The sequence below is a fragment of the Micromonospora sp. ANENR4 genome (assembly GCF_015354395.1).
Lineage (GTDB): Bacteria > Actinomycetota > Actinomycetes > Mycobacteriales > Micromonosporaceae > Micromonospora > Micromonospora aurantiaca.
In genome coordinates this window covers 294382-319134 of sequence record NZ_JADKYQ010000001.1, presented here as the reverse complement: position 1 = coordinate 319134, position 24753 = coordinate 294382, and the positions used below count along the sequence as shown (strand labels likewise).

The window sequence follows — 24753 nt, the reverse complement described above, 5'->3', positions numbered from 1 at the left end:
GGATCCGTGCGAATCGAGTTCGTGTCATGACGTCCCCCGCCGCGTACCAGGTGTCGCACCTCGACGCGCTCGAGGCGGAGAGCATCTTCGTGATGCGCGAGGTCGTCGCCGAGATGGAACGGCCGGTGCTGCTGTTCTCCGGCGGCAAGGACTCGATCGTGATGCTCCGGTTGGCCCAGAAGGCGTTCGCGCCGGCCAACATCCCCTTCCCGGTGATGCACGTGGACACCGGGCACAACTTCCCCGAGGTGCTCGACTACCGCGATCAGCGGGTGGCCGAGCTGGGCCTGCAGCTCATCGTGGCGAGCGTGCCGGAGGCGCTGAACAAGGGCCTGGTCCGCGAGTCGGCCGACGGCATGCGCAACCGGATCCAGACGCCGGTGCTGCTGGAGGCGGTGGAGAAGCACCGCTTCGACGCGCTGTTCGGCGGCGCCCGGCGCGACGAGGAGAAGGCGCGGGCCAAGGAGCGGGTGTTCAGCTTCCGCGACGAGTTCGGCCAGTGGGATCCGAAGAACCAGCGTCCGGAGCTGTGGGCGCTCTACAACGGCCGGCACCACCCGGGCGAGTCGATCCGGGTGTTCCCGCTGTCGAACTGGACCGAGCTGGACGTCTGGCACTACATCGAGCGGGAGCGGATCCCGCTGCCGTCGATCTACTACGCGCACGAGCGCGAGGTGATCGAGCGCGACGGCATGCTCTACGCGGTGAACGAGTTCTTCCGGGCACGCGCCGGCGAGCAGCCGTTCAAGGCCCAGGTGCGGTACCGGACCGTGGGTGACGCCTCCTGCACCGCGGCGGTCCGCTCGGACGCCGACACGGTGGAGAAGGTGATCGAGGAGGTGGCCGCCACGCGGATCACCGAGCGCGGCGCGACCCGCGGCGACGACCGGGTCAGCGAGGCCGCCATGGAGGACCGCAAGCGAGAGGGCTACTTCTGATGAGCGTCGAGACCCTGGCCCCGGCCGAGAGCGAGACCGCGCGGCCGATGGACCTGCTGCGGTTCGCCACCGCGGGCAGCGTCGACGACGGCAAGTCGACGCTGATCGGCCGTCTGCTCTACGACACCAAGTCGCTGTTCAGCGACCAGCTCGCCGCCGTCGAGGCGGTCAGCGCCGCCCGTGGCGACGAGTACACGAACCTGGCGCTGCTCACCGACGGCCTGCGCGCCGAGCGGGAGCAGGGCATCACCATCGACGTGGCGTACCGCTACTTCGCCACGCCGCGGCGGAAGTTCATCATCGCCGACACCCCGGGGCACATCCAGTACACCCGGAACATGGTCACCGGCGCCTCCACCGCCGACCTGGCGCTGATCCTGGTGGACGCGCGTAAGGGCCTGGTGGAGCAGTCCCGCCGGCACGCGTTCCTCTGCTCGCTGCTGCGGGTGCCGCACCTGGTCCTGTGCGTGAACAAGATGGACCTGGTGGACTGGTCGCAGGAGGTCTACGAGCGGATCGCGGACGAGTTCACCGCGTTCGCCGCGAAGCTCGACGTGCCGGACCTGACGGTGGTGCCGGTCTCCGCGCTGCAGGGCGACAACATCGTCACCCGCTCGGAGAACATGCCCTGGTACGAGGGCCCGTCGCTGCTGCACCACCTGGAGCGGGTGCACATCGCCTCGGACCGCAACCTGGTCGACGTGCGGTTCCCGGTGCAGTACGTGATCCGGCCGCAGTCCACCACCGTCACCGACTACCGGGGTTACGCCGGTCAGGTGGCCTCGGGCGTGCTCAAGCCGGGCGACGAGGTGATGGTGCTGCCGTCGGGCTTCACCAGCCGGATCGCCGCGGTGGAGACCGCCGACGGCCCGGTCGACGAGGCGTTCCCGCCGATGTCGGTGACGGTCCGGCTGACCGACGAGCTGGACATCTCCCGCGGCGACATGATCTGCCGGCCGAACAACGCCCCGACGCCCGTGCAGGACATCGAGGCGATGGTCTGCTGGATGGACGAGACGCGGCCGTTGCAGGTCGGCGGCAGGTACGCGATCAAGCACACGACCCGCTCGGCGCGGGCGATCGTGCGCGGGCTGCACTACCGGCTGGACATCAACTCGCTGCACCGCGACGAGACGGCCGGTGAGCTGAAGCTCAACGAGATCGGCCGGGTCCGGCTGCGCACCACGGTTCCGCTGCTCGCCGACGAGTACCGGCGCAACCGCACCACCGGTGGCTTCGTCATCATCGACGAGTCGACGAACCGTACGGTCGGCGCCGGCATGATCGTCGAGGCCGGCTGACGTACGTGACGAGAAGGCCCCCGGCGCTGCGCCGGGGGCCTTTCGCGTTCAGTCCAGGCGGGTGACGCCGCCGGCCGGGAGCACGGTGAGCGTGCCGGGTGCGGTGAAGCCGCGCTTCGCGTACGCCTGGGTGACGGCGGCCGCCACCGCGTCGGCGGCGCCGGCGTCGACCAGGGCGAGCACGCAGCCGCCGAAGCCGCCGCCGGTCATCCGTGCGCCGTGCGCCCCGGCGGCCAGCGCCGCCTCGACCGCGGTGTCGATCTCCGGCACGGTGATCTCGAAGTCGTCGCGCATGGAGGCGTGCGAGGCGGTCAGCAGCGGACCGGTGTCGCGGACCCGCCCGGCGCGCAGCAGCGCGACGGTGTCGAGCACCCGCTGGTTCTCGGTCACCACGTGCCGGACCCGGCGGCGGGTCTCGTCGTCGTCGAGGCGCGCCAGCGCGGCGTCGAGATCGGCGACGTCGACGTCGCGCAGCGCGGTCACGCCGAGCGTCGCGGCGGCCCGCTCACAGCTCTTGCGGCGGGCCGCGTACTCGCCGTCCGCGTGCCGGTGCGGGGCCCGGCTGTCGATCACCAGCACGGCCAGCCCCGCGCCGTCCAGGTCGAACGGGATCTGCTCGACGTCCTCGGTGCGGCAGTCGAGGAACAGCGCGTGCCCGGCCCGGCCGCGGATCACCGCGGACTGGTCCATGATCCCGGTGGGCGCGCCGACGTAGTCGTTCTCGGCCCGCTGGGCGAGCCGCGGCCACCGCCCGGCGGGCAGGTCGAGCCCGCCGAGGTCGACAAGGGCGGCCAGCACCGCCGACTCGATCGCCGCCGACGAGGAGAGCCCGGAGCCGACCGGCACGTCGGAGGCGACGGCGAGCCGCGCGCCCGGCACGTCGTGGCCGCCGGCGCGCAGCGCCCACACCACCCCGGCCACGTAGGCGGCCCACCCGTCGACCCGGCCGGGCTCGTCGGCCTCCGCCGCGCCGAACTCGACCGGTTCGTCGTCGAGTTCCGACCAGACGGTCCAGCGTCCGCCGGGGGCGGGCGCGGCGGCGACCACGGTACGCAGCGGCAGCGCGAAAGGCAGCACGAAGCCGTCGTTGTAGTCGGTGTGCTCACCGATCAGGTTGACCCGGCCGGGAGCCGCCCAGCGGCCCGCCGGCTCGGTGCCGTACCGCTGCCGGAAGCCGGCGGTGGCGCGGTCGGCGACGGTCATGAGGGCTGCCTCGCGACGTGGGCCCGGTAGAACGCCCAGGCGTCGCCGACCATGTCGTGCAGGGTCGGCTTGGCCGGCGTCCAGCCCAGCTCGTCGCGGGCCAGCGCGGAGGACGCGACCAGCTCGGCCGGGTCGCCCTGGCGGCGGGGGGCCACCTCGACCGGCACCGGGTGCCCGGTGACCTCGCGGACCACGTCGACCACCTGGCGGTTGGTGAAGCCGTTGCCGTTGCCGAGGTTGTAGATGCGGTGCCGGCCCGGGGTGGCCGCGTCGAGCGCGAGCAGGTGGGCGCGGGCCAGGTCCTCGACGTGGATGTAGTCGCGGACGCAGGTGCCGTCGACTGTGGGGTAGTCGTCGCCGAAGAGCTGGAGCTTCTCCCGCCGCCCGGCGGCCACGTCGAGCGCGATCGGGATGAGGTGCGTCTCCGGGTCGTGCCGTTCGCCGATGGCCAGCCCGTCGCGCAGGTACGCCCCGGCGACGTTGAAGTAGCGCAGCGAGACGGCGGCCAGGTCGTGCGCGATCGCCTCGGAGGTGAGCGCCATGTCGACGGCCAGCTTGGTGGCGCCGTAGGTGCTGGTGGGCGCCTTGACGGCGGTCTCCGGGATGGGCAGCTCGGTGGGGTTGCCGTAGACGGCGGCGGTGGAGGAGAAGACCATCCGGGGCACCCGGGCGGCGCGGACCGCGTCGATGAGCGCGATCGAGCCGACCGTGTTGGTGTGCCAGTACAGCTCGGGACGGATCATCGACTCGCCGGCGGCGATGAGGGCGGCGAAGTGCAGCACGCCGTCGAACCCGGCGTCGGGGGTGAGCACCTGGGCGGCCTCGTGCACCGGCAGCTCGACATGGGTGGCGTCGGGGGCGAGGGCTTCCCGGTGACCGGTGCGCAGGTCGTCCAGCACGGTCACCTGGTGGCCGTGGTCGAGCAGCATCCGGGTCACCACGCTGCCGATGTAGCCGGCGCCGCCGGTGACGAGCAGTTTCACGTCGGTCCTCCTGCCTGGGCCGCGTCCCGCGGCGGCCGTCCCGCGATCACCCTACGGCTGAGGGCTGTGTCGCGGCTGTCGAGTCGAGTCCGCCTCCATTCCATCATAATCCTTCATGATTGAACAGATCCGAACATTGGGCCGAGCGTACGGTGGTCGCTGTCTACCATCCTTCTCATGCGGGAGGGTGGTGGTCCCGGGCCCCGGCGGCGACCGTCGGGGCGGCCCCGACGCGAACCCGGCCCGCTGGCCCGCACCGTGGCCCGTCTCGTGGTGCGCGGTGCCGACGGCGCCACCCGCCTCGTCACCGCCCTGCTCGGGGCCAGCCCCACCGCCGGGCGCGAACGGATCAGCGAGGCCGAGCTGCGGGATCTGGTCGCCGCGAACACGCTGCTCGACCCGGACGAGCGGCGGATCATCGACGAGGTGCTGGTGGCCGGCGCCCGGCTCGTCCGCGAGGTGATGGTGCCCCGCACCGAGGTGGTCTTCCTCAGCGCGGCGCTCCCGCTGACGCAGGCCCAGCGGCTGGTCCGGGCCGACCCGCACACCCGCTACCCGGTGGTGGACGGCACCCACGACGACGTGGTCGGCCTGGTGCACCTGCGGGACGTGCTGCTGCGCCCGGACGCGGACCGGCTGCTCCTGGTCGGCGACCTGATCCGGGAGGTGAAGCGCCTGCCGGACAGCAAGCGCGTGCTGGCGGCGCTCACCGAGATGCGCCGGGAGGGCCACCACCTGGCCGTCGTCGTCGACGAGTACGGCGGCACCGCCGGCATCGTCACCTGCGAGGACCTGGTCGAGGAGCTGGTCGGCGAGATCCGCGACGACGAGCACGGCCCGCTCGAACCGGAGCCCGCCGGCCTGCCCGCGGTCGTCGACGGCCGGCTCAACCTGACCGACTTCGCCGAGCGCACCGGGGTGTCGCTGCCCGCCGGGCCGTACGAGACGGTGGGCGGGTACGTGATGGCCGCCCTGGGCCGGCTGCCGGTGGCGGGCGACGAGGTGCCGGTGGCTGTCGACCCGGACACCGGATCGGTTCCCGCCGATCCGGCGGGCTGGCTGCTGCGGGTGCTCACGCTCGACGGCCGCCGCGTGTCCCGCCTGGCGGTCTCCGCCGCGCGGCTGCCCGAGCCCCGGCGTGAGATGAACGGTCCGCTTCCGCCCGTACCCGCCCGATCCACCGGCCCGTCATGACGGACGCCGGGGCTTGCTGACAGAATTGCCGCCATGTCCGACGTACCCGCCCGCCCGCGCGTCTTCTCCGGCATCCAGCCGACGGCCGACTCGTTCCACCTCGGCAACTACCTGGGCGCGCTGCGGCACTGGGTGGCGTTGCAGGACAGCCACGACGCCTACTACTGCGTGGTCGACCTGCACGCGATCACCGCCGGGCACGACCCGTTGGTGCTCAAGCGCCGCAGCCGGGTCGCCGCCGCGCAGCTGTTCGCGCTCGGCCTGGACCCGGAGCGCAGCACGCTGTTCGTGCAGTCGCAGGTGCCCGAGCACTCGCAGCTCGCCTGGGTGCTCGGCTGCATCACCGGCTTCGGCGAGGCCGGCCGGATGACCCAGTTCAAGGACAAGTCGCAGAAGCAGGGCAGCGAGCGGGCCAGCGTCGGCCTGTTCACGTACCCGATCCTCCAGGCCGCGGACATCCTGCTCTACCAGGCGAACGCGGTGCCGGTCGGCGAGGACCAGCGGCAGCACCTGGAGCTCTCCCGCGACCTGGCGCAGCGGTTCAACTCGCTGTTCGGCAGCACCTTCACCGTGCCCTCCCCGCACATCGTGAAGGACACCGCGAAGATCACCGACCTGCAGGACCCGACGGCCAAGATGTCCAAGTCGTCGTCCTCCCCGGCCGGCATCATCGACCTGCTGGAGGACCCGGCCCGCTCGGCCAAGAAGATCCGCTCGGCGGTCACCGACACCGGCCGCGAGATCGTCTTCGACGCCGAGGGCAAGCCGGGCATCACCAACCTGCTGACGATCTACTCCGCGCTGTCCGGCCGGTCCATCGACGACCTGGTCGCCGCGTACGACGGCAAGGGCTACGGCGACCTGAAGAAGGACCTCGCCGAGGTGGTGCGGGAGTTCGTCACGCCGATCCAGGAACGCACGAACGCCTACCTCAACGACCCGGCCCAGCTCGACAAGCTGCTGGTGCGGGGCGCGGAGAAGGCCCGGGCGGTGGCCGCCGGGACGCTGCGGGACGTGTACGAGCGGGTCGGCTTCTTCCCGCCGGTGCGGTTCGAGTAACGGCCCGGACGGGCGGAGACGGGTGACGCAGCCGGTGGCCGGAGGGGTGGCGCGCGACGTGGCGGGCAGTGACACGGCGCCGGGCGGCGCGGACACGATCCAGATCGGGATCGCTGTCGACGTCCCCGAGCCCTGGGGCGGGATGCTCACCCGCCGCCGGGTCGAGGCCGGCGACCCGCTCGCCGTCCCCGCGCACGTGACCCTCCTCGGGCCCACCGAGATCCCGGTACGCGCGCTGCCCGCCGTCGAGGACCATTTGGCCCGGGTCGCCGCCGCGCACCTGCCGTTCACGCTGCACCTGCGCGGCACCGGCACGTTCCGCCCGGTCACCCAGGTGGTCTTCGTGGCGGTGGCGGCCGGGATCAGCGAGTGCGAACTGCTCGCCGCCGCCATCAACTCCGCTCCCGAGCTGCGCCGCGAGCTGCGTTTCCCGTACCACCCGCACGTCACAGTGGCGCAGGACGTGCCGCCCGAGGTGCTCGACAAGGCGTACGAGGATCTGGCCGACTTCTCCGCGTTGTTTCAGGTGGACGCGTTCACGCTGTTCTCGCACAGCGGGGCGACCCGGTGGCAGCCCCGCCGCGACTTCCGGCTCGGCGGCCGGAGCTGAACATCCGACCGGCCGGGCCACCTCCGTCACGGGCGGAGATCGGCGAGGATGACGGGGTGAACGTCTTCGGCCGGATCGAGGCGGCGGTGGGGCGCCGCATCGACGCGGCCCGGAGCCGCTCGTCGGCCTTCGACCACGTCTGGCGGGCCGGGACGCTCTACGCCGACCTGCTCGCCGGGCGGCTCGCCGCCGCCATCGCGTACTACGGCTTCTTCGCCGTGTTCGCGCTCGCGCTCGTCGCGTACTGGATCTTCGGCGCGGTGCTGCGGGACAACGAGGAGGTCAGCCGCGGCGCGGCCCACTTCCTGGAGGAGAACCTGCCCTTCCTCGATCCGGCGCAGATCGCCGAGAGCAGCGGCACCGTCGGCGTGGTCGGCCTGGTCATCCTGGTCTTCACCGGCATCGGCTGGGTGGAGGCGATCCGCTCCTCGCAGCGGCTGATGTACGGCTTCAACCAGCAGCCCGGCAACCTGGTGGTGCGGCGCCTGGTCGACCTGGGCGTGCTGGTCGCGGTCTTCGTGCTGCTGTTCGTCTCGGTCGCCGCCGTGGACGCGCTGGAGTCGCTGCTGCGCTTCCTGCTGCGCAGCACCGGCTCGGTGGGCCTGACCACGATCAGCGCGGTGCTGAGCGTGCTCGTCAACGCCGTGCTCGCCGCCGCGCTGCTGCTCGCAGTGCCCCGGCTGCGGATGAGCCGGCGCCGGCTGCGCCCGGCGATCCTGACCATCGCCGTCGGTATCACCCTGCTGAACACCGTGGGGCGCTACTACGTGGTACGCACCGAGCGGAACCCCGCGTACACGGTGGTCGCCACCGCCGTGGGCCTGTTGCTCTACCTCTACCTGCTCAACCAGTTGGTGCTCTTCGGCGCCGCGCTCGCCGCGACCAGCCGGTACGGCCGGGTGGTGGACCTGGCCGAGGGCGGCGCCCGGGAGGTGGACGTGGAGGCGGACGTGCTCGACGAGGAGACCGAACCGGGGACACCGGGGGGAGCGGGATGAGCGCGCGGATCCGGATCGACGCCGAGTCGGCGGTGCCGCCGTACGAGCAGGTGCGGGCGCAGTTCGCCGCGCGCATCGGCGACGGGCGGCTGCCGGTGGGCACCCGGCTCCCGGCGGTGCGGCAGCTCGCCGCCGACCTGGGGCTGGCGGTGAACACCGTGGCGCGGGCGTACCGGGAACTGGAGAGTGCCGGGCTGGTGGAGACGCGGGGCCGGCACGGCACGGTGGTGGCCCCCGGCCGGGACGACGCCACCGACCGGCTGCAGCGGGCCGCCGCCGGGTACGCCGCCGAGGCGCGTCGCCTGGGTGTCGCGCCGGAGCGGGCGGTCGCGCTGGTCCGTGCGGCGCTGGACGCCGGTACGCGTGGCTGAGCGTGGTCCCCGAAGCGGGGAGAGTCCGATGATTGCGTTCCCCGGTCCGGCACGCGGCGACCATGATGGGCCGGTGGGCGCACTCGTGACACTGGACCTGCCGGACGACTCCCCGATCCGGGGTCTGCCGTGGATCATCACGTTCGGCCCGCTCGGCGCCGAGGACGACTGGGAGCCGGTGGTCTGCGGCCCGTACGAGCGACAGCACGCGCTGGCGCTCGCCGAGGCGGTGGTGGCCGACGAGCAGCTGATGGCGGTGGTGGAACCGCTGCTGCCGGCGCTCACGCCGGAGGAGATCCGCGGCGAGATCGCCGCCGCGCAGATCGCCGCCGAGGACGAGGCGGCCGAGATCGACCAGGCGGACCTCTACGGCGACTTCGAGGACGTCATCGACGAGGAGCTGGAACGCGCCGCCGACCGCGAGCCGGAGCCCGAGCCGGCGAAGGCGCCCGACCGGGAGGAGATCCGGGCCGGGTTCGCCCGGATCGCCGCGCTGCTCACCGCCAAGGGCGGCTGAGAGCGCGCTCGCTCCCCGATGGACACCGGCCCCCCGGGAGCGTGCTCCCGAGGGGCCGGGGCCACCTCACCCCCCACCACAAGGGGTCGGCAGCCCAGCCGCCCGTCGGCGCGGGGCACAACGGACGGCCAGGTCGTTGGCGGGTTACCCGGCTCAGCGCCGTTCGAACCACGCAGCCGCGTCCACCGGCAGGACGTACCCGTCGCCCCGCTCGGTGAGGTCGGCGCTGGCGACGAGCGGGCGGCCGTGGCCGCTCACCGTCACGTCGGCGCCACTGATGTTCACCACGCACGTCACCCCGGCGTCGCCGGCGGTGCGGCGGAACGCGAGTACGCCGGGCTCGGTCTCCAGCCAGGTGATGCCGTCCAGGCCGGCCAGCGCCGGGTGCTCGTGCCGGACGCGCAGCGCGGTCCGGTACAGCTCCAGCGTCGAGCCGGGCGCACCGGCCTGGGCGGCCACCGACAGCTCCCGCCAGGTCGCCGGCGCCGGCAGCCAGCTCAGCTCGCTGCCGTCCGGCCCGAAGCCGTACGGGGGCAGGTCGCCACCCCACGGGATCGGCACGCGGCAGCCGTCGCGGCTCTCCCCGGTACGCCGGAACGCCGGGTCCTGGCGCAGCTCGTCCGGGAGGTCCAGCACCTCCGGCAGGCCCAGTTCCTCGCCCTGGTAGACGTACGCGCAGCCGGGCAGCGCGAACATCAGCAGCGCGGCGGCGCGGGCGCGGCGCAGGCCGACCTCGCCGTCGCCGTACCGGGTGACGTGCCGCTGCCGGTCGTGGTTGGAGAGCACCCAGGTGGTCGGCGCGCCCACGATCGTGGACTCGGCCAGCGCCGTGTCGATCACCTTGCGGAACGAGTCGGCCGACCAGGTGGCGTCGAGGAAGTCGAAGCTGAAGGCCTGGTGCAGCTCGTCCGGGCCGATGTAGCGGGCCAGGCGCTGCGGCGTCTCGGCCCACGCCTCGGCGACAGCCATCCGGCCGCCCGGGTAGCTGTCCAGGATCGGCCGCCAGGCGCGGTAGATGTCGTGCACCTCGTCCTGGTCGAAGTACGGCAGCCGGCCCTTGCCCAGCAGTTCGGACTGGCGCTGGCCGGTGGTCATCGAGTTGAAGCCGACGTCCGGCAGGCCCTCGGCCTTGATCATGCCGTGCGCCACGTCGATCCGGAAGCCGTCCACGCCCCGGTCCAGCCAGAAGCGCAGCACGTCCTCGAACTCGGCCCGCACCTCCGGGTGGCGCCAGTTCAGGTCGGGCTGGGCCGGGTCGAACAGGTGCAGGTACCACTGGCCGTCGACCACGCGGGTCCACGCCGGCCCGCCGAAGATGCTCTCCCAGTCGTTCGGCGGCAGCTCGCCCTGCTCGCCCTTGCCGTCGGCGAACAGGTAGCGCTCGCGCTCCGGTGAACCGGGCCCGGCGGCGAGCGCGGCGGTGAACCACGGGTGCGCGCTGGAGGTGTGGTTCGGCACCATGTCGACGATGATCCGCAGGCCGAGCGCGTGCGCGTCGGTGATCATCTCGTCGAAGTCGGTCAGGTTGCCGAACAGCGGGTCGACGTCCCGGTAGTCGGACACGTCGTAGCCGGCGTCGACCTGCGGCGACGTGTAGAACGGCGTCAGCCAGAGCGCGTCCACGCCGAGGTCGCGCAGGTACGGCAGGCGCTGCCGGATGCCCTGGAGGTCACCCACGCCGTCGGCGTTCGCGTCGGCGAAGCTGCGGACGTACACCTGGTAGACGACAGCGGACCGCCACCAGTCGTCGTCGGCGGTGCGAGGGGTGGTGCTGGGGGCGGAGGTCATCGCTGTCGATCCCGTTCTGTGGCGGCTTCTGGTGCGGCGCAGGGTGTCTGAGAAGAATGCCGCCATCAGACTGCAAGAGTCAAGCATTCCTTGCGCAAGAAATGGCAGCCATCACCCGCGCCGGCCCCGTCCTCGTCTCCCGAATCCCGAGACACCCACACCCGCGACCCTCCGGCCGGCCCTCTCACTTCGACGTCGATCATGAGGTTAACCCCGACATTCCGGACCTCAGCCCTCGCCAACCTCATGATCGCCACCCGATCCGGCCGCCCTTGATCAACGGGGGAGGGGAGGGGAGGGTGCGCGCGGCGTGGGCGCGGCCGGGGGTGGCTCGCGTGATCATGAGGTTGGCGGCATTCGGCGTCCGATTTGTTGCCGTCAACTTCATGATCGACGGGAAGAGGCGCGGGGGTCAGGCGGGGATGGGGAGGGACGGGGTGGGGTTGGGGGTGGCGGGGCGCTGGCGCTTCGGGGGGTCGGCGGGGCGGGTCACCGCGGTGGAGCCGCGTACCACCAGCTCGGGGCGGAACAGGTACTCGGAGTTCGGGGACGGGTGACCGTTGATCTCGTCTACCAGGGCCCGCACCGCGGCCACCGCCATCGCGGCCACCGGCTGGCGCACTGTGGTCAGCGGCGGGTCGGTGAACGCCATCAGGGGGGAGTCGTCGTACCCGACCACGGAGATGTCGCCGGGCACCGACAGCCCGCGCTGGCGGGCGGCCCGGATCGCGCCGAGCGCCATCAGGTCCGAGCCGCAGACGAGCCCGGTCACGCCGCGCTCGATGAGCCGGCCGGCGGCCGCCTCGCCGCCCTCGACGCCGAACAGTGACAGCTCGGTCAGCTCGGTCAGTTCGCCCTCGGTGATGTCGGTCAGGCGCCCCATCGCGGCCTTGTAGCCGGCGACCTTGCGCTGTACCGGCACGAACCGGTCCGGGCCGGTGATCAGGCCGATCCGGCGGTGCCCGAGCGCGACCAGGTGGGCGACGGCGAGTTCGGCGGACTCCCGGTCGTCGCAGGAGACGAACGGCGCGGGGATGCCGGGCGCGTACCCGTTGATCATGACGATCGGCAGCGGCCGGGCCAGCAGCGTGCGGTAGCGGTCGTGGTCGGCGGCGGTGTCGGCGTGTAGGCCGGAGACGAAGACGATGCCGGAGACCTGGCGGTCCAGCAGCATCTCCACGTACTCGTCCTCGCGGACGCCGCCGGGCGTCTGCGTGCAGAGCACCGGTGTGTAGCCGGTGGGGGCGAGCGCGGACTCGATGATCTGGGCGAACGCCGGGAAGATCGGGTTGTCCAGTTCCGGCACGACCAGGCCGACCAGTCCGGCGCTGCGCTTGCGCAGCCGGGCCGGTCGTTCGTAGCCGAGCACATCGAGGGCGGTGAGGACGGCCTGCCGGGTCTCGGGGGCCACACCGGGGCGGTCGTTGAGCACCCGCGACACCGTGGCCTCGCTGACTTCAGCCTGTTGGGCGATGTCGGACAGTCGAGCGCGCATGTGCGGCACTTTAGCCCAACGGCAAAGTCTTGCGTACACTTCTGCAAGCCCTTCCATTCTCTGCAACCTCTTGCTAACGTCCCCGCAACATGCGAGAGCAGCGGCGCAGCATCTCGGCGCCGGTCAGCAAGAACTTTCAGAGGTTTCCACTGGCGGGCCGCCCTTCCCCCGGCGAGCCGCCATGACGACAGGAGTACCGATGCGCATCCGTACCGCGGGTGTGGTCGCCGTCCTCGGCCTGGCGCTCGCCGCCTCCGGCTGTGGTGACAGCGGCAGCGACGACAAGCCGGCCGCCGGCGAGTCCAAGGCGACCGGCGGCAAGCTGGTCATCTGGGCCGACGACAAGCGCACGGCCGCCCTCAAGCCGTTCGCCGAGGAGTTCGGCAAGGAGAACGGGGTGACCGTCGAGGTCCAGGCCGTCTCCAAGGACCTGCAGACCAACTTCGTCACCGCCTCGCAGCAGGGCAGCGGCCCGGACGTCGTGGTCGGCGCGCACGACTGGATCGGCAACCTGGTCCAGAACGGCGCCATCGACCCGGTGCAGCTCGCGGCCGAGCAGAAGTCCGGCTTCAACGAGACCGCGATCAAGGCCGTCACGTTCAACGGCCAGCTCTACGGCGTGCCCTACGCCACCGAGAACGTCGCGCTGATCCGCAACACCGAGCTGGCCCCCGAGGCGCCGAAGACGATCGAGGACCTGGTCGCCACCGGCAAGAAGCTCAAGGCCGAGAAGAAGGTCAGCGAGATCCTCTGCCTGCAGTCCGGCCAGAACGGCGACGCGTACCACATCTACCCGCTCTACACCTCGGGCGGCGGCTACCTGTTCGGCACCGCGGCCAACGGCGACTACGACCCGAAGGACCTGGGCGTGGGCAAGCCGGAGTCGATCGCTGCCTTCCAGAAGATCGCCAAGCTGGGTGAGAAGGGCGAGGGTGCGCTGAAGCGCTCCATCACCGGCGAGAACTCCATCGCCACCTTCACCGGCAAGAAGTGCGCGTTCCTGGTCTCCGGCCCGTGGGCCGTGGCCGACGCCAAGAAGGCCAACATCGCGTACGACATCTCCCCGGTCCCCGGCTTCGCCGGTGGCAAGGAGGCCCAGCCGTTCGTGGGCGTCCAGGCGTTCTACGTGGCCGCCAAGGGCAAGAACAAGGCCCTGGCCCAGGAGTTCGTCACCAACTACGTGACCAAGCCCGAGCTGGCCGTCGCGCTGTACAAGGCCGAGCCGCGCCCGCCGGCGCTGACCGCCGCCTTCGACCAGGTCAAGGGCGAGGACCCGGACCTGGCCAAGTTCTCCGAGGCCGGTAAGAACGGCCAGGTCCTCCCGGCGATCCCGGCCATGGCCGCGATCTGGGACCCGTTCGGCAAGGCGGAGGCCGCCATCATCGGTGGCGCCGACCCGGCCAAGACGATCACGGCCGCCGGCAAGACCATCCAGGGTCAGATCAAGTAATGAGCGCGCCGCTGTCCGGCCCGGGGTCTGCACCGCAGGCCCCGGGCCGGGAGCCCGTACGCCGTGGGCTCCCGCGCACGTCCCGTACCGCGCGGCAACACGCGCCGATCACCGCGACCGGCCTCGTCGTCAAGGTGGTCCTGCTCGGCCTGGTGGCCGGGATCGCGATCTGGGCGGCCTTCCCGCTCATCGAGGCCGAGCACTGGCTCGCGCTGGGCGTCCTGGCGGTCACCACCGCCGGCCTGTTCTACCTCTACCTGAGCCGCCGGCACATCCCGGCCAAGTACCTGGTCCCCGGCACGCTCTTCCTGATCGCGTTCCAGATCTTCCCGGTGCTCTACACCGCGAGCACCGCGTTCACGAACTTCGGCGACGGCCACCGCGGCAGCAAGGACGACGCGATCGTCGCCGTGCAGACCTCCTCGGTGAAGCAGGTACCCGGCTCGACCGAGTACAACCTCACCATCGCCACCACCGGCGACCCGGCGACCGGCTCGCTGGTCTTCCTCCTCAGCGACCCGAAGACCAAGGAGGTCTTCGCCGGCGACGCGGACGGGCTGCGCAAGCTCGACGCCGCCGACGTCGAGGTGAGCAGCCTCAGCGGCAAGATCACCGCCGCGGACGGCTACACCCTGCTGAACATCGGGCAGGCCAGCAGCCGCAGCGACGCCGTCACCGCGCTCATCGTGCCCACCGACGAGGGCGCCATCCGCTCCAACGGCCTGACCCGGGCGTACGAGGGCAAGGCGGCGCGGGCGTACGACGCCGCGTGCGACTGCGTCAAGGACAGCGAGACCGGCAAGACGTGGACCGCCGACGAGAAGTCCGGCTCCTTCGTCGCCGCCGACGGCGAGCGCCTCGCCCAGGGCTGGAAGGTCGACGTCGGGCTGAAGAACTTCAGCACCGTGCTCACCGACCCGAACATCTCCGGCCCGTTCTTCGGCACGCTCGCCTGGAACTTCGCGTTCGCGATCGGTTCCACCGGCCTGACGTTCCTGCTCGGCATGGCCATCGCGCTCGCGCTGCACTCACCTCGGATGCGCGGGACGAACTTCTACCGGGTGCTGCTGATCCTGCCGTACGCCATGCCGTCGTTCGCCATGCTGCTGATCTGGCGGGACATGTTCAACACCGACTTCGGCCTGCTCAACAACCTGTTCGGGCTGAACGTCGACTGGTTCGGCGGCAACTGGTCGGCCCGGATCGCGGTGCTGCTGGTGCAGTTGTGGCTCGGCTACCCGTACATGTTCCTGGTCGCCACCGGCGCGTTGCAGGCCATCCCGCGGGAGCTGACCGAGGCTACCTCGGTCGACGGCGCGTCACCCTGGCAGTCGTTCCGCGCGGTCACCCTGCCGCTGCTGCTGGTGGCGCTCTCGCCGCTGCTGATCGCGTCGTTCGCGTTCAACTTCAACAACGTCAACGCGATCCTGTTCACCACCGAGGGCGGCCCGTTCGCGCCGGACAATCCGCGTAACGGCGCCACCGACCTGCTGATCACCTACACGTACCGGCTCGCGTTCGGCGCACAGGGCGCCGAGTTCGGCCTGGCCGCCACCGTCTCGATCTTCATCTTCGCGATCGTGGCGACGGTGTCGGCGATCAGCTTCCGGCGGACCCGCAAGCAGGAGGAGGTGTACTCGTGACCACCATCGCGGAGACGCCCACACCCACCGCGACCCGTAAGCCGGCCCGCCGCTCGCGTGGCCGCTGGTTCGCCCAGGTGGGCTGGCGGCACCTGGTCGGGATGCTGGCGGTGGCGTTCAGCCTCTTCCCGATCCTGTTCGTGATCTCGGCGGCGTTCAACCCGCTCGGCACGCTCTCCTCCACCGAGCTGCTGCCGACCGGGGCGTCGCTGGAGAACTTCACGAACCTGTTCGACAACACCGCGTTCGGCCACTGGTTCCTCAACTCGCTGCTGCTGGCGGGCGTGGCCAGCTTCGCGTCGATCTTCCTGTCGTCGCTCGCGGCGTACGTGTTCTCCCGGATGCGTTTCGCCGGGCGCCGGGTCGGCCTGCTCGCGTTGCTGCTGATCCAGATGTTCCCGCAGTTCCTGGCGATCGTGGCGATCTTCCTGATCTTCACCACGCTCACCGACCTCTACCCGGCGATCGGGTTCAACACCCCGTGGGGCCTGTTCCTGCTCTACATGGGTGGCGCGCTCGGCGCGAACACCTGGCTGATGAAGGGCTTCTTCGACACGCTGCCGAAGGAGCTGGACGAGTCGGCGACCATGGACGGCGCGTCGCACGTGCAGGTCTTCTTCCGGATCATGCTGCCGCTGGTGGCCCCGATCCTGGCGGTGACCGGCCTGCTCGCGTTCATCGGGTCGATCAACGAGTTCATCATCGCCAACGTGTTCCTCACCGAACCCGAGGCGAAGACCCTCGCGGTCGGCATGTACGGCCTGGTGGCCGGCGAGCGCAACAACAACTTCGGGATGTTCGCGGCGGGCACGCTGCTCACCGCGATCCCGACGGTGCTGGTGTTCCAGCTGCTCCAGCGCTACATCGTCTCCGGACTCACCTCCGGAGCGGTAAAGGGCTGAGCCTCCTCGGCTCACGCTGCGGCAAGGGCGTCGTGTCGGCGTACACCGGAGCGGTTCTCGGGCGGACCGCCGCGGTCGGGTGAACCGGCCGCGGCGGGTGCCCGCCCCCTCTCCCTGTCGGTACGACGCGAAAGGCAGCACCATGTCCCTTCAGCCGCACCACGACGGCTCCGCCACCTACGTCCCGGAGCAGGAGCCCGCGCTCGGGCAGACCGTGCCGGTCTTCGTCCGGGTGCCGGCCGGTTCCGGCGTCTCCCAGGTACACGTGCGCACCACCGGCGACGGCGAGCCGCGCTTCGCCGAGGCACGGATCGACTTCACCGACGGCGGCGACGTGTGGTGGCGGGCCGACGTCGAGGTCCGCAACCCGGTCAGCAACTACCGCTTCCTGCTCGACGGCGAGCGCGGCACCCGCTGGCTCAACGCGGCCGGGCTGTCCGGCCACGACGTGCCGGACAACGGCGACTTCAAGCTGGTCAGCTACGCCCCGCCGCCGGCCTGGGCCCGCGACGCGGTGATCTACCAGATCTTCCCGGACCGGTTCGCCCGCTCGGCCGCCGCCGACGGCCGGACCGTGCCGGACTGGGCCATCGGATGCGACTGGGACACCCCGGTCGTCGGCCGCGGCCCGGAGACGCCCCGCCAGTTCTACGGCGGCGACCTCGACGGCGTCACCGAGCACCTGGACCACCTGGACCGGCTCGGCGTCAACACCGTCTACCTCACGCCGGTCTTCCCGGCGCGCTCCAACCACAGGTACGACGCGTCGAGCTTCGACACCGTCGACCCGCTGCTCGGCGGCGACGCGGCGCTGGCCCGGCTCGCCGACGCGGTGCACGCCCGGGGCTGGCGGCTGCTCGGCGACATCACCAGCAACCACACCGGCGACGCCCACGACTGGTTCACCGCCGCCGTCTCCGACGTGAACGCGCCGGAACGCGAGCTGTACTACTTCGACCTGCCCGGCTCGGACTACGAGTCGTGGAACGGGGTGAAGTCGCTGCCGAAGCTGAACTGGGGCAGCGCCGAACTGCGCCGCCGGTTCGCCACCGCCGAGGACTCGCTGCTGCGCCGGTGGCTGCGCCCGCCGTACGGGCTGGACGGCTGGCGGGTCGACGTGGCGAACATGACCGGGCGGCGGGGTGCGGACGCGTACACCCACGAGGTGGCGCGGCTGCTGCGCGAGGTGGTCGCCGAAACCCGCCCGGACGGGCTGCTGCTCGCCGAGCACGGCCACGACCACACCGGTGACCTGGACCGCGACGGCTGGCACGGGACGATGAACTACGTCGGCTTCACCGACCCGGTCTGGTCCTGGCTGCGCCACGGCGACGAGCCGGTGCCGAACTTCCTCGGCACCCCGGGCGGGGTACGGCGGCGCGACGCGGGCGCGGTGCTCGCCACCATGAACACCTACCGGTCGCTGGTGTCGTGGCGCTCGTACACGCACTCGTGGCAGCTGCTCGGCTCGCACGACTCGGCCCGGATCCGCACCGTGGTCGGCGACGCGGCCCGGCAGGAGGTGGCGGCCGGACTGCTCGCCACCATGCCCGGCACGCCGGTGGTCTTCGCCGGGGACGAGCTGGGCCTGACCGGCACGAACGGGGAGGGCTCGCGTACCCCGATGCCGTGGCACCGGCGCCAGAGCTGGGACCGGCGCACGTTCGACGCGTACCGGTCGTTGCTGACGCTGCGCCGCGACGAGCCGGCGCTGCGGCACGGCGGCCTGCGGTGGGTGCACGCGGACGCGGACACGCTGGTCTTCCTGCGCGAGGCGCCCACGTCGACGGTGCTGGTGCTGGCAAGGCGAGCCGCAGGCACCCCGGTCCACCTGACCGGCATGGGCGCCGCAGACAACGTCTACGGCGACGCCCCCGCCCTCCACCCCGACGCCGACAACAAGGTGATCCTCCCCGCCGACGGCCCCACCTTCCAGGTCTGGCGCCTGCGCTGATCCCGCTTCCCCGCCCCGTCGATCTTGCGGTTTCGGCCCGCGCCGTGCGGCCTTCGTCCCTTATATCGGGTCGGAAACTGCAAGATCGCGGGGAGGGGGTCACGGTATGACGGCAGGTCGGCGGGGCGACTACTACGTTGCGTCGTTGGTGAGGGAGGATGGGGCGCGTGGAAGCTCTTCGACTGATTCTTCTCTACGTCCATCTGATCGGGTTCGCGCTGCTGCTCGGCGGTGGGATCGCCCAGTACGTCTCCGGCAAGCTGCGCATCAACGCGGCCATGCTCTGGGGCGCGATCATCCAGGTCCTCACCGGCATCGGGCTGTCCGCTCCGCTGCGCGACGGGGACGAGCCGGCCCCGGCGAAACTTGTTACCAAGTTGGTGCTCGCGCTGCTCATCTTCGTCATGGTCTTCTTCTCCCGTAAGCGGGAGACCGTCAACCGTGGCCATTTCCTCGCGATCGTCGGGTTGACGCTGGTCAACGCAGCCGTCGCGGTGTTCTGGCGTTAGTTCGCCAGCAGTCGGGGAACCTCGGGAAAACGGACGTTCGCGACACCGCCACGCACGCCTACCGGCCGGATAAGTGACGTGCCCCACGCAAGGGTTACGCCGGGGTAACGGACGCTCAACAGTCGTGCACGATTGTCGGCCGGTGGGTGGGCGCGGGCGTACGCTCCCGTCCGTAACGTGGGACGCCGGCGGCACACCGCAGGCCGGCGAAGGGCTGCACACCGCGCACGACGCGGTGTGCAAGGGGAAGGAGACGTCTTGCGCTCTGTGCGTGGGATGCGGATCGCCTCCGCCATCGTGGCGGGTGGACTCGTGCTGGGCGCTGCCGCGTGTGGTGAGGCTCCGGACGACGACAACAACGCCGGCGGCGACGGTGGCAAGAAGTTCAGCGCCTGCATGGTGACCGACGTCGGCGGCATCGACGACAAGTCCTTCAACGCCTCGGCCTGGAAGGGCCTCCAGGAGGCGCAGAAGGAGAACGACAAGATCGAGATCAAGAACGTCCAGTCGAAGGCCGAGGCGGACTACGAGGTCAACCTGACCGGGTTCGTCAACCAGAAGTGCGACTTCATCCTGGCCGTCGGTGGCCTGATGTCGGACGCCACCAAGGCCGCGGCTGAGAAGAACCCGAACCAGCAGTTCGGCATCGTCGACGCCAACCCGGGTGTCTCGAACGTCTACCCGATGCAGTTCGACACCGCGCAGGCCGCGTTCCAGGCCGGCTACCTGGCCGCCGGGATGAGCAAGACCGGCAAGGTCGGCGCCTACGGCGGTCTGCCGATCCCGCCGGTCACCATCTTCATGGACGGCTTCGCCGACGGCGTGGCGTACTACAACAAGACCAAGAGCAAGAACGTCCAGGTTCTCGGCTGGGACAAGGCCGCCCAGAAGGGCTCCTTCGCCAACTCGTTCGAGAAGCAGGACGAGGGCAAGAAGGTCTCCGACGCGCTCGTCGCGCAGGGCGCCGACGTCGTGATGCCGGTCGCCGGTGGCGCCGGTCTCGGCACCACCTCCGCGGCCAAGGCCTCGGGCGGCAAGTACTCGGTCGTCTGGGTCGACATCGACGGCTGCGAGAGCACCCCGGACTGCTCGGCGATCCTGACCACGGTCGTCAAGAACATCCCGGAGGCCGTCAAGGAGGCCGTGCTGAAGGCCGCCGGTGGCGAGAAGCTGCAGTCCACCCCGGGCTTCGTGGGCACGCTCGCGAACACCGGCGTCTCGATCGCCCCGTACCACGACTTCGAGAGCAAGGTCCCGGCGGACCTGAAGGCCGAGGTCGACAAGATCAAGGCGGACATCGCCGCCGGCACCATCACCGTCACCTCGAAGGCCCAGCCGACCAAGTGACGGTTCCGCCGGCCGCCGCGGTGCGATCATCGGCAGCGGAGGCCGGCGGACACCAGGTTTGACGATCCGGCCGTCCCGGCGCAACGGGGAAGGTACCCCCAGCGCCGGGGCGGCCGATCAGCTTGACTCCCCCCGACATCCCCACCCGGCGTGGTGGCGGCGCGGCAGGTCGCTACGCTGCACCATCGCTCGCACTCCAGGAGGTTGCGCTGAGACTCGAACTGCGCGGCATCACCAAACGGTTCGGTGATCTGGTCGCCAACGACCACATCGACCTGACGGTGGAGCCTGGAGAGATCCACGCCCTGCTCGGCGAGAACGGCGCCGGCAAGTCGACCCTGATGAACGTGCTCTACGGCCTCTACCAGCCGGACGAGGGCGAGATCCTGGTCGACGGCAAGCCGCTGAAGCTGAAGGGTCCGTCGGACGCGATCGCCGCCGGGATCGGGATGGTGCACCAGCACTTCATGCTGGTGCCGGTCTTCACCGTGGCCGAGAACGTGATGCTCGGCGCCGAGCAGGTCAAGGGGCCCTTCGCCGGGATCCTCGACCGGCGGCGGGCCCGGCGCGAGGTCGCCGAGGTCTCCGAGCGGTACAACCTGCGGGTCGACCCGGACGCGGTGATCGAGGACCTGCCGGTCGGCATCCAGCAGCGGGTGGAGATCGTCAAGGCCCTCACCCGCGACGTCGACCTGCTGATCCTCGACGAGCCCACGGCCGTGCTCACGCCGCAGGAGACCGAGGAACTGCTCACCGTCATGCGGTCGCTCAAGGCTGCCGGCAAGTCGATCGTGTTCATCACCCACAAGCTGGGCGAGGTGAAGGCGATCGCCGACCGGATCACGGTGATCCGGCGCGGCAAGACCGTCGGCACCGCCGAGCCGAGCGCCAGCCGGGACGAACTGGCCGCGCTGATGGTGGGACGCAGCGTCCGGCTGACCGTGGACAAGAAGCCGGCCACCCCCGGCAAACCGGTCCTGGAGGTCTCCGGCCTGGTCGTGGACGACGACCGGCAGGTACGCGCGGTCGACGGCGTCGACCTGACCGTGCACGCCGGTGAGGTGCTCGGCGTCGCGGGCGTACAGGGCAACGGCCAGACCGAGCTGATCGAGGCGATCATGGGCCTGCGCCCGGTGCTCGCCGGCACGATCAGCCTCGACGGCGAGCCGACGCACGGCTGGTCGACCAAGAAGGTGCTCCGCGCCGGCGTCGGCTACGTACCGGAGGACCGCAGCGTGGACGGCCTGGTCAAGGAGTTCTCCGTGGCGGAGAACCTGGTGCTTGACATCTACGACCGGCCGCCGTTCGGCAAGGGCCTGTCGCTCAAGCCCGAGGCCATCGCGAAGTCGGCGCGGGAGCGGATCGAACAGTTCGACGTCCGTACCTCCTCGGCCGACGCGGCGGTCGGCACGCTCTCCGGCGGCAACCAGCAGAAGGTGATCGTGGCCCGGGAGCTGTCCCGGCCGCTGAAGCTCTTCATCGCCGCCCAGCCCACCCGGGGCGTGGACGTGGGCTCGATCGAGTTCATCCACAGCCGGGTGATCCGCGAGCGGGACATCGGCACCGCGGTCATGGTGGTCTCCAGCGAACTGGACGAGGTGATCGGCCTGGCCGACCGGATCGCGGTCATGTACCGCGGGCGGATCATCGGCATCGTCGGCCCGGACACCCCGCGCGAGGAGATCGGCCTGCTGATGGCCGGCATCACCCCGGACGCCGCCACCCCGGACGCCGCCACCGCGACCGAGGACGGCCCTGGCAACGAGGACGAGGCATGACCAACCCGAACCCCGTCTCGGGCTCGCCGGACAAGGAGCCGGCGACCGAGGCGCAGGAGTCGCTGAGCGAGGCCCGGGCGACGCCGACGCAGCCGGCGGCTGACACCGAGCAGACGGTGCCCGCCACCGCGACCGCGAAGAAGCCGGAACCGGCCGGGGAGTCCCGTCCCGGCATGGGCCGGATGTTCCTGGACAACCTCTGGGCCGCGAACACGTTCACCGTGACGGTGCTCGCGGTGCTGCTGGCCATGGTGGTCGGCGCGGTGCTGATCATCGTGTCCGACCCCGAGGTGCTCGCCACCTACAGCTACATCACCGCCCGCCCCACCGATGCGCTGAACGCCAGCTGGACGGTGGTCAGCGAGGCGTACGCGAACCTGTTCAAGGGCGCGATCTTCGACCCGGACGCGGTCGGCTTCACCGCCGCCCTGAGCCCGATCTCGGAGACGCTCACCTACGCCGCGCCGCTGGTCTTCACCGGCCTGTCGGTGGCGCTGGCCTTCCGCGGCGGCCTGTTCAACATCGGCGCCCAGGGCCAGGCCACGATCGCCGTCATCCTGGCCGCCGTGGCCGGCTTCGCGCTGCCGCTGCCGCCCGTCGTGCACCTGCTGGTGGCGCTGATCGCCGGCGCGCTCGGCGGCGCGCTCTGGGGCTTCATCCCCGGCATCCTCAAGGCACGGGCCGGCGCGCACGAGGTGATCAACACGATCATGCTCAACTACGTGGCGGTCTACTTCCTGTCCTGGATCATCGTCCAGAACGGGGTGCAGAACCCGAACCGGGCGGACGCCATCAGCAAGCCGGTCGAGTCCACCGCACAGCTGCCCCGCCTGCTCGGCGAGGACCTGCGGGTGCACGCCGGCATCCTGCTCGCGGTGGCGGCCACCTGGTTCATCGCCTGGTTGCTCAACCGCTCCACGCTCGGCTTCGAGCTGCGTGCCGTGGGTGCGAACCCGGACGCGGCCCGGACCGCCGGCATCAGCGTCACCAAGACGTACGTGCTGGTGATGGTGTTCGCGGGCATGCTGGCCGGTCTCGGCGGCTCGACCATGGTGCTCGGCACCACCGCCACCGCGCTGACCCCGCTGGTGATCGCGCAGATCGGCTTCGACGGCATCCTGGTCGCGCTGCTCGGCCGCGTGAAGCCGTGGGGCGTGCTGCTGGCCGCGCTGCTGTTCGGCGCGCTCCAGGCCGGCGGCAACCGGATGCAGTCGTACTCCGGCATCTCGCTGGAACTGGTCACCGTGCTCCAGGCGCTCATCGTCATCTTCATCGCCGCGCCTGCCCTGGTGAAGACGATCTTCCAGCTCCGGGCGGCCCGCGCCGCCCGGTTGCAGACGAGCCTCGCGAAGGGCTGGTGAGCATGTCCACCACCGCTGTCCCCGAGGTCGCCGTTACCGCGGTCGACGAGGGTTTCTGGACCCGTAACCGGAAGATCGGCGCGGTCCTGCTGGCGCTCGGTGTGCTCGCGGCGGTGCTGTTCGGCGCGCTCGCGACCGACCAGCACGCGCGGTTCACGCTCAGCGAGACCGAGGGCGGGGCCGCCCTGGAGATCAACGGTACGGTCGGCGCGATCCTGTTCGGGCTGATCACCGCCGCGGCCGGAGGCGCGCTGCTGGCCGGGGTGCCGAAGCGCTGGTTCACGCTGCTGCTCGGCGCCGGGCTGGTCGCCTTCGTGCTGAGCTTCCTGTGCTGGCAGGTCTCGGCCGCCCCCGAGGGCCGCAACTTCATGCCGCTGGTGAACGTCGTCCGCGGCACGTTCATCCTGGCCCTGCCGCTGATCTTCGGCGCGCTCGCCGGTGTGCTCTGCGAGCGTTCCGGCGTGGTGAACGTGGCGATCGAGGGCCAGCTCCTGATGGGCGCCTTCTCCGGCGCGCTGTTCGGCAGCATGTCCGGCAGCGTCTGGGTGGGCCTGGTGGCCGCCGCCATCGGTGGCGCGTTCATCTCGTTCCTGCTGGCCGTGTTCTCCATCCGCTACCTGGTCGACCAGGTGGTCATGGGCATCGTGCTCAACCTGCTGGCGGTCGGCATCACCGGCTTCCTGTACGAGCGGCTGATGCAGACCGACGCGGCGAAGTACAACAGCGCCCCCCGGTTCGGCAACTGGGAGATTCCGCTGCTGTCCGACATCCCGCTGCTCGGCCCGGCGCTGTTCCGGGGCAACATCTTCCTCTACGTCGGCCTGCTGCTGGTGCTCGTCATCCACCTGGCGTTGTTCCGTACCCGGTGGGGCCTGCGGACCCGCTCGGTCGGCGAGCACCCGACCGCCGCGGACACGCTGGGCGTGAAGGTGCTGCGGCTGCGCTACCGCAACGTGATCCTGGCCGGTCTGGTGGCAGGTGTCGGCGGCGCCTCGTACACGCTGGCGCTCTACTCGTTCACCAAGAACATGATCGGCGGTAAGGGCTTCATCGCCCTGGCCGCGCTGATCTTCGGCCGGTGGAGCCCGACCGGCGCGCTGCTGGCGGCGCTGTTCTTCGGCTTCGCCGACCAGCTCGCCACCTACCTGGGCGCGATCGGCAGCAGCATCCCGAGCCAGTTCCTGGCGATGCTGCCGTACCTGGCGACGATCCTGGCCGTGGCCGGGCTGGTCGGCAAGGTCCGGGCGCCGGCCGCCGACGGCAAGCCGTACATCAAGGGCTGACCGCCCGCCGCGACACAGTGCCCGGCGGGGCGACCCGCCGGGCATCGTCGTCTCCGGCCGCACCCGCGA

21 protein-coding genes are annotated in these 24753 nt (G+C 71.2%); 17 read left to right on the top strand and 4 right to left on the bottom strand.

Annotated features, from left to right (window positions below):
- The first annotated feature begins 26 nt into the window (after nt 1-26).
- The gene (gene cysD / locus IRY44_RS01460; protein WP_013283960.1) at nt 27-938 is read left to right on the top strand and encodes a sulfate adenylyltransferase subunit CysD; all 912 of its coding nucleotides are present in this window, start codon (nt 27-29) and stop codon (nt 936-938) included.
- Nucleotides 938-2239 carry a sulfate adenylyltransferase subunit 1 gene (locus IRY44_RS01455; RefSeq protein WP_194798664.1) on the top strand — a complete coding sequence of 434 codons (1302 nt, stop codon included), beginning with the start codon at nt 938-940 and terminating at the stop codon, nt 2237-2239. Before cysD ends, IRY44_RS01455 begins: the two co-directional genes overlap by 1 nt.
- 48 nt (nt 2240-2287) lie before the next feature.
- Here IRY44_RS01455 and galK read toward each other — a convergent pair whose 3' ends face one another.
- On the bottom strand, nt 2288-3442 hold the full coding sequence (gene galK / locus IRY44_RS01450) for a galactokinase (RefSeq protein WP_194798663.1): 1155 nt from the start codon (nt 3440-3442) through the stop codon (nt 2288-2290).
- On the bottom strand, nt 3439-4425 hold the full coding sequence (galE, locus tag IRY44_RS01445; RefSeq protein WP_194798662.1) for a UDP-glucose 4-epimerase GalE: 987 nt from the start codon (nt 4423-4425) through the stop codon (nt 3439-3441). The genes galK and galE overlap by 4 nt, the downstream gene beginning before the upstream one ends.
- Nucleotides 4426-4602: 177 nt before the next feature.
- Between galE and IRY44_RS01440 the strand changes: the two genes are divergently transcribed.
- From IRY44_RS01440 to IRY44_RS01415, 6 genes are all read left to right on the top strand, one after another.
- Entirely contained in the window at nt 4603-5619 is a 1017-nt protein-coding gene (locus IRY44_RS01440; RefSeq protein WP_194798661.1) for a hemolysin family protein, read from the top strand.
- A 33-nt stretch (nt 5620-5652) separates the two neighbouring features.
- A complete protein-coding gene (trpS, locus tag IRY44_RS01435) occupies nt 5653-6678 on the top strand; it encodes a tryptophan--tRNA ligase (RefSeq protein ID WP_194798660.1) in 1026 nt (341 codons plus the stop codon).
- Between the two features lie 22 nt (nt 6679-6700).
- Nucleotides 6701-7288, top strand: a complete 588-nt coding sequence (locus IRY44_RS01430; protein WP_120571708.1) for a 2'-5' RNA ligase family protein — start codon at nt 6701-6703, stop codon at nt 7286-7288.
- A 56-nt stretch (nt 7289-7344) separates the two neighbouring features.
- Nucleotides 7345-8286: a YhjD/YihY/BrkB family envelope integrity protein gene (locus IRY44_RS01425; protein ID WP_194798659.1), complete on the top strand. Its 942-nt coding sequence runs from the start codon at nt 7345-7347 to the stop codon at nt 8284-8286.
- On the top strand, nt 8283-8657 hold the full coding sequence (locus tag IRY44_RS01420; protein WP_194798658.1) for a GntR family transcriptional regulator: 375 nt from the start codon (nt 8283-8285) through the stop codon (nt 8655-8657). Before IRY44_RS01425 ends, IRY44_RS01420 begins: the two co-directional genes overlap by 4 nt.
- A 73-nt stretch (nt 8658-8730) precedes the next feature.
- Nucleotides 8731-9174 (top strand): hypothetical protein, encoded by a 444-nt coding sequence (locus IRY44_RS01415; protein WP_194798657.1) that lies wholly within the window; start codon nt 8731-8733, stop codon nt 9172-9174.
- Between the two features lie 153 nt (nt 9175-9327).
- On the opposite strand, the gene IRY44_RS01410 is transcribed toward IRY44_RS01415, so the two are convergent.
- Nucleotides 9328-10962, bottom strand: coding sequence for a glycoside hydrolase family 13 protein (locus IRY44_RS01410; protein ID WP_194798656.1), 1635 nt, complete (start codon nt 10960-10962; stop codon nt 9328-9330).
- 412 nt (nt 10963-11374) lie between these two features.
- On the bottom strand, nt 11375-12457 hold the full coding sequence (locus IRY44_RS01405; protein WP_194798655.1) for a LacI family DNA-binding transcriptional regulator: 1083 nt from the start codon (nt 12455-12457) through the stop codon (nt 11375-11377).
- A 199-nt stretch (nt 12458-12656) separates the two neighbouring features.
- Between IRY44_RS01405 and IRY44_RS01400 the strand changes: the two genes are divergently transcribed.
- From IRY44_RS01400 to IRY44_RS01360, 9 genes are all read left to right on the top strand, one after another.
- The gene (locus IRY44_RS01400; RefSeq protein ID WP_194798654.1) at nt 12657-13907 is read left to right on the top strand and encodes a maltose ABC transporter substrate-binding protein; all 1251 of its coding nucleotides are present in this window, start codon (nt 12657-12659) and stop codon (nt 13905-13907) included.
- Complete coding sequence (locus IRY44_RS01395) at nt 13907-15550, top strand: ABC transporter permease subunit (protein ID WP_194798653.1); 1644 nt, start codon at nt 13907-13909, stop codon at nt 15548-15550. The genes IRY44_RS01400 and IRY44_RS01395 overlap by 1 nt, the downstream gene beginning before the upstream one ends.
- Nucleotides 15547-16452, top strand: a complete 906-nt coding sequence (locus IRY44_RS01390) for a sugar ABC transporter permease (RefSeq protein ID WP_194798652.1) — start codon at nt 15547-15549, stop codon at nt 16450-16452. The genes IRY44_RS01395 and IRY44_RS01390 overlap by 4 nt, the downstream gene beginning before the upstream one ends.
- Nucleotides 16453-16594: 142 nt before the next feature.
- Nucleotides 16595-18406: a glycoside hydrolase family 13 protein gene (locus IRY44_RS01385; protein WP_194798651.1), complete on the top strand. Its 1812-nt coding sequence runs from the start codon at nt 16595-16597 to the stop codon at nt 18404-18406.
- A gap of 167 nt (nt 18407-18573) precedes the next feature.
- Nucleotides 18574-18915, top strand: coding sequence for a hypothetical protein (locus IRY44_RS01380; protein WP_030501184.1), 342 nt, complete (start codon nt 18574-18576; stop codon nt 18913-18915).
- A 276-nt stretch (nt 18916-19191) separates the two neighbouring features.
- On the top strand, nt 19192-20262 hold the full coding sequence (locus tag IRY44_RS01375; protein ID WP_194798958.1) for a BMP family protein: 1071 nt from the start codon (nt 19192-19194) through the stop codon (nt 20260-20262).
- Between the two features lie 122 nt (nt 20263-20384).
- A complete protein-coding gene (locus tag IRY44_RS01370; RefSeq protein ID WP_305070316.1) occupies nt 20385-22040 on the top strand; it encodes an ABC transporter ATP-binding protein in 1656 nt (551 codons plus the stop codon).
- A gap of 173 nt (nt 22041-22213) precedes the next feature.
- The gene (locus tag IRY44_RS01365; RefSeq protein WP_370584831.1) at nt 22214-23401 is read left to right on the top strand and encodes an ABC transporter permease; all 1188 of its coding nucleotides are present in this window, start codon (nt 22214-22216) and stop codon (nt 23399-23401) included.
- Nucleotides 23402-23403: 2 nt separating this feature from the next.
- Complete coding sequence (locus IRY44_RS01360) at nt 23404-24684, top strand: ABC transporter permease (protein WP_013283980.1); 1281 nt, start codon at nt 23404-23406, stop codon at nt 24682-24684.
- The last annotated feature ends 69 nt before the right edge of the window (nt 24685-24753 follow it).

Excerpts from the sequence above, each read along its gene's own strand:
- IRY44_RS01410 (WP_194798656.1), bottom strand. The coding sequence starts at position 10,962 with ATGACCTCCGCCCCCAGCACCACCCCTCGCACCGCCGACGACGACTGG.
- IRY44_RS01360 (WP_013283980.1), top strand. The coding sequence starts at position 23,404 with ATGTCCACCACCGCTGTCCCCGAGGTCGCCGTTACCGCGGTCGACGAG.
- cysD (WP_013283960.1), top strand. The coding sequence starts at position 27 with ATGACGTCCCCCGCCGCGTACCAGGTGTCGCACCTCGACGCGCTCGAG.
- trpS (WP_194798660.1), top strand. The coding sequence starts at position 5,653 with ATGTCCGACGTACCCGCCCGCCCGCGCGTCTTCTCCGGCATCCAGCCG.
- IRY44_RS01455 (WP_194798664.1), top strand. The coding sequence starts at position 938 with ATGAGCGTCGAGACCCTGGCCCCGGCCGAGAGCGAGACCGCGCGGCCG.
- IRY44_RS01440 (WP_194798661.1), top strand. The coding sequence starts at position 4,603 with ATGCGGGAGGGTGGTGGTCCCGGGCCCCGGCGGCGACCGTCGGGGCGG.
- IRY44_RS01400 (WP_194798654.1), top strand. The coding sequence starts at position 12,657 with ATGCGCATCCGTACCGCGGGTGTGGTCGCCGTCCTCGGCCTGGCGCTC.
- IRY44_RS01420 (WP_194798658.1), top strand. The coding sequence starts at position 8,283 with ATGAGCGCGCGGATCCGGATCGACGCCGAGTCGGCGGTGCCGCCGTAC.
- IRY44_RS01405 (WP_194798655.1), bottom strand. The coding sequence starts at position 12,457 with ATGCGCGCTCGACTGTCCGACATCGCCCAACAGGCTGAAGTCAGCGAG.
- IRY44_RS01395 (WP_194798653.1), top strand. The coding sequence starts at position 13,907 with ATGAGCGCGCCGCTGTCCGGCCCGGGGTCTGCACCGCAGGCCCCGGGC.
- IRY44_RS01385 (WP_194798651.1), top strand. The coding sequence starts at position 16,595 with ATGTCCCTTCAGCCGCACCACGACGGCTCCGCCACCTACGTCCCGGAG.
- IRY44_RS01375 (WP_194798958.1), top strand. The coding sequence starts at position 19,192 with ATGCGGATCGCCTCCGCCATCGTGGCGGGTGGACTCGTGCTGGGCGCT.
- IRY44_RS01365 (WP_370584831.1), top strand. The coding sequence starts at position 22,214 with ATGGGCCGGATGTTCCTGGACAACCTCTGGGCCGCGAACACGTTCACC.
- galK (WP_194798663.1), bottom strand. The coding sequence starts at position 3,442 with ATGACCGTCGCCGACCGCGCCACCGCCGGCTTCCGGCAGCGGTACGGC.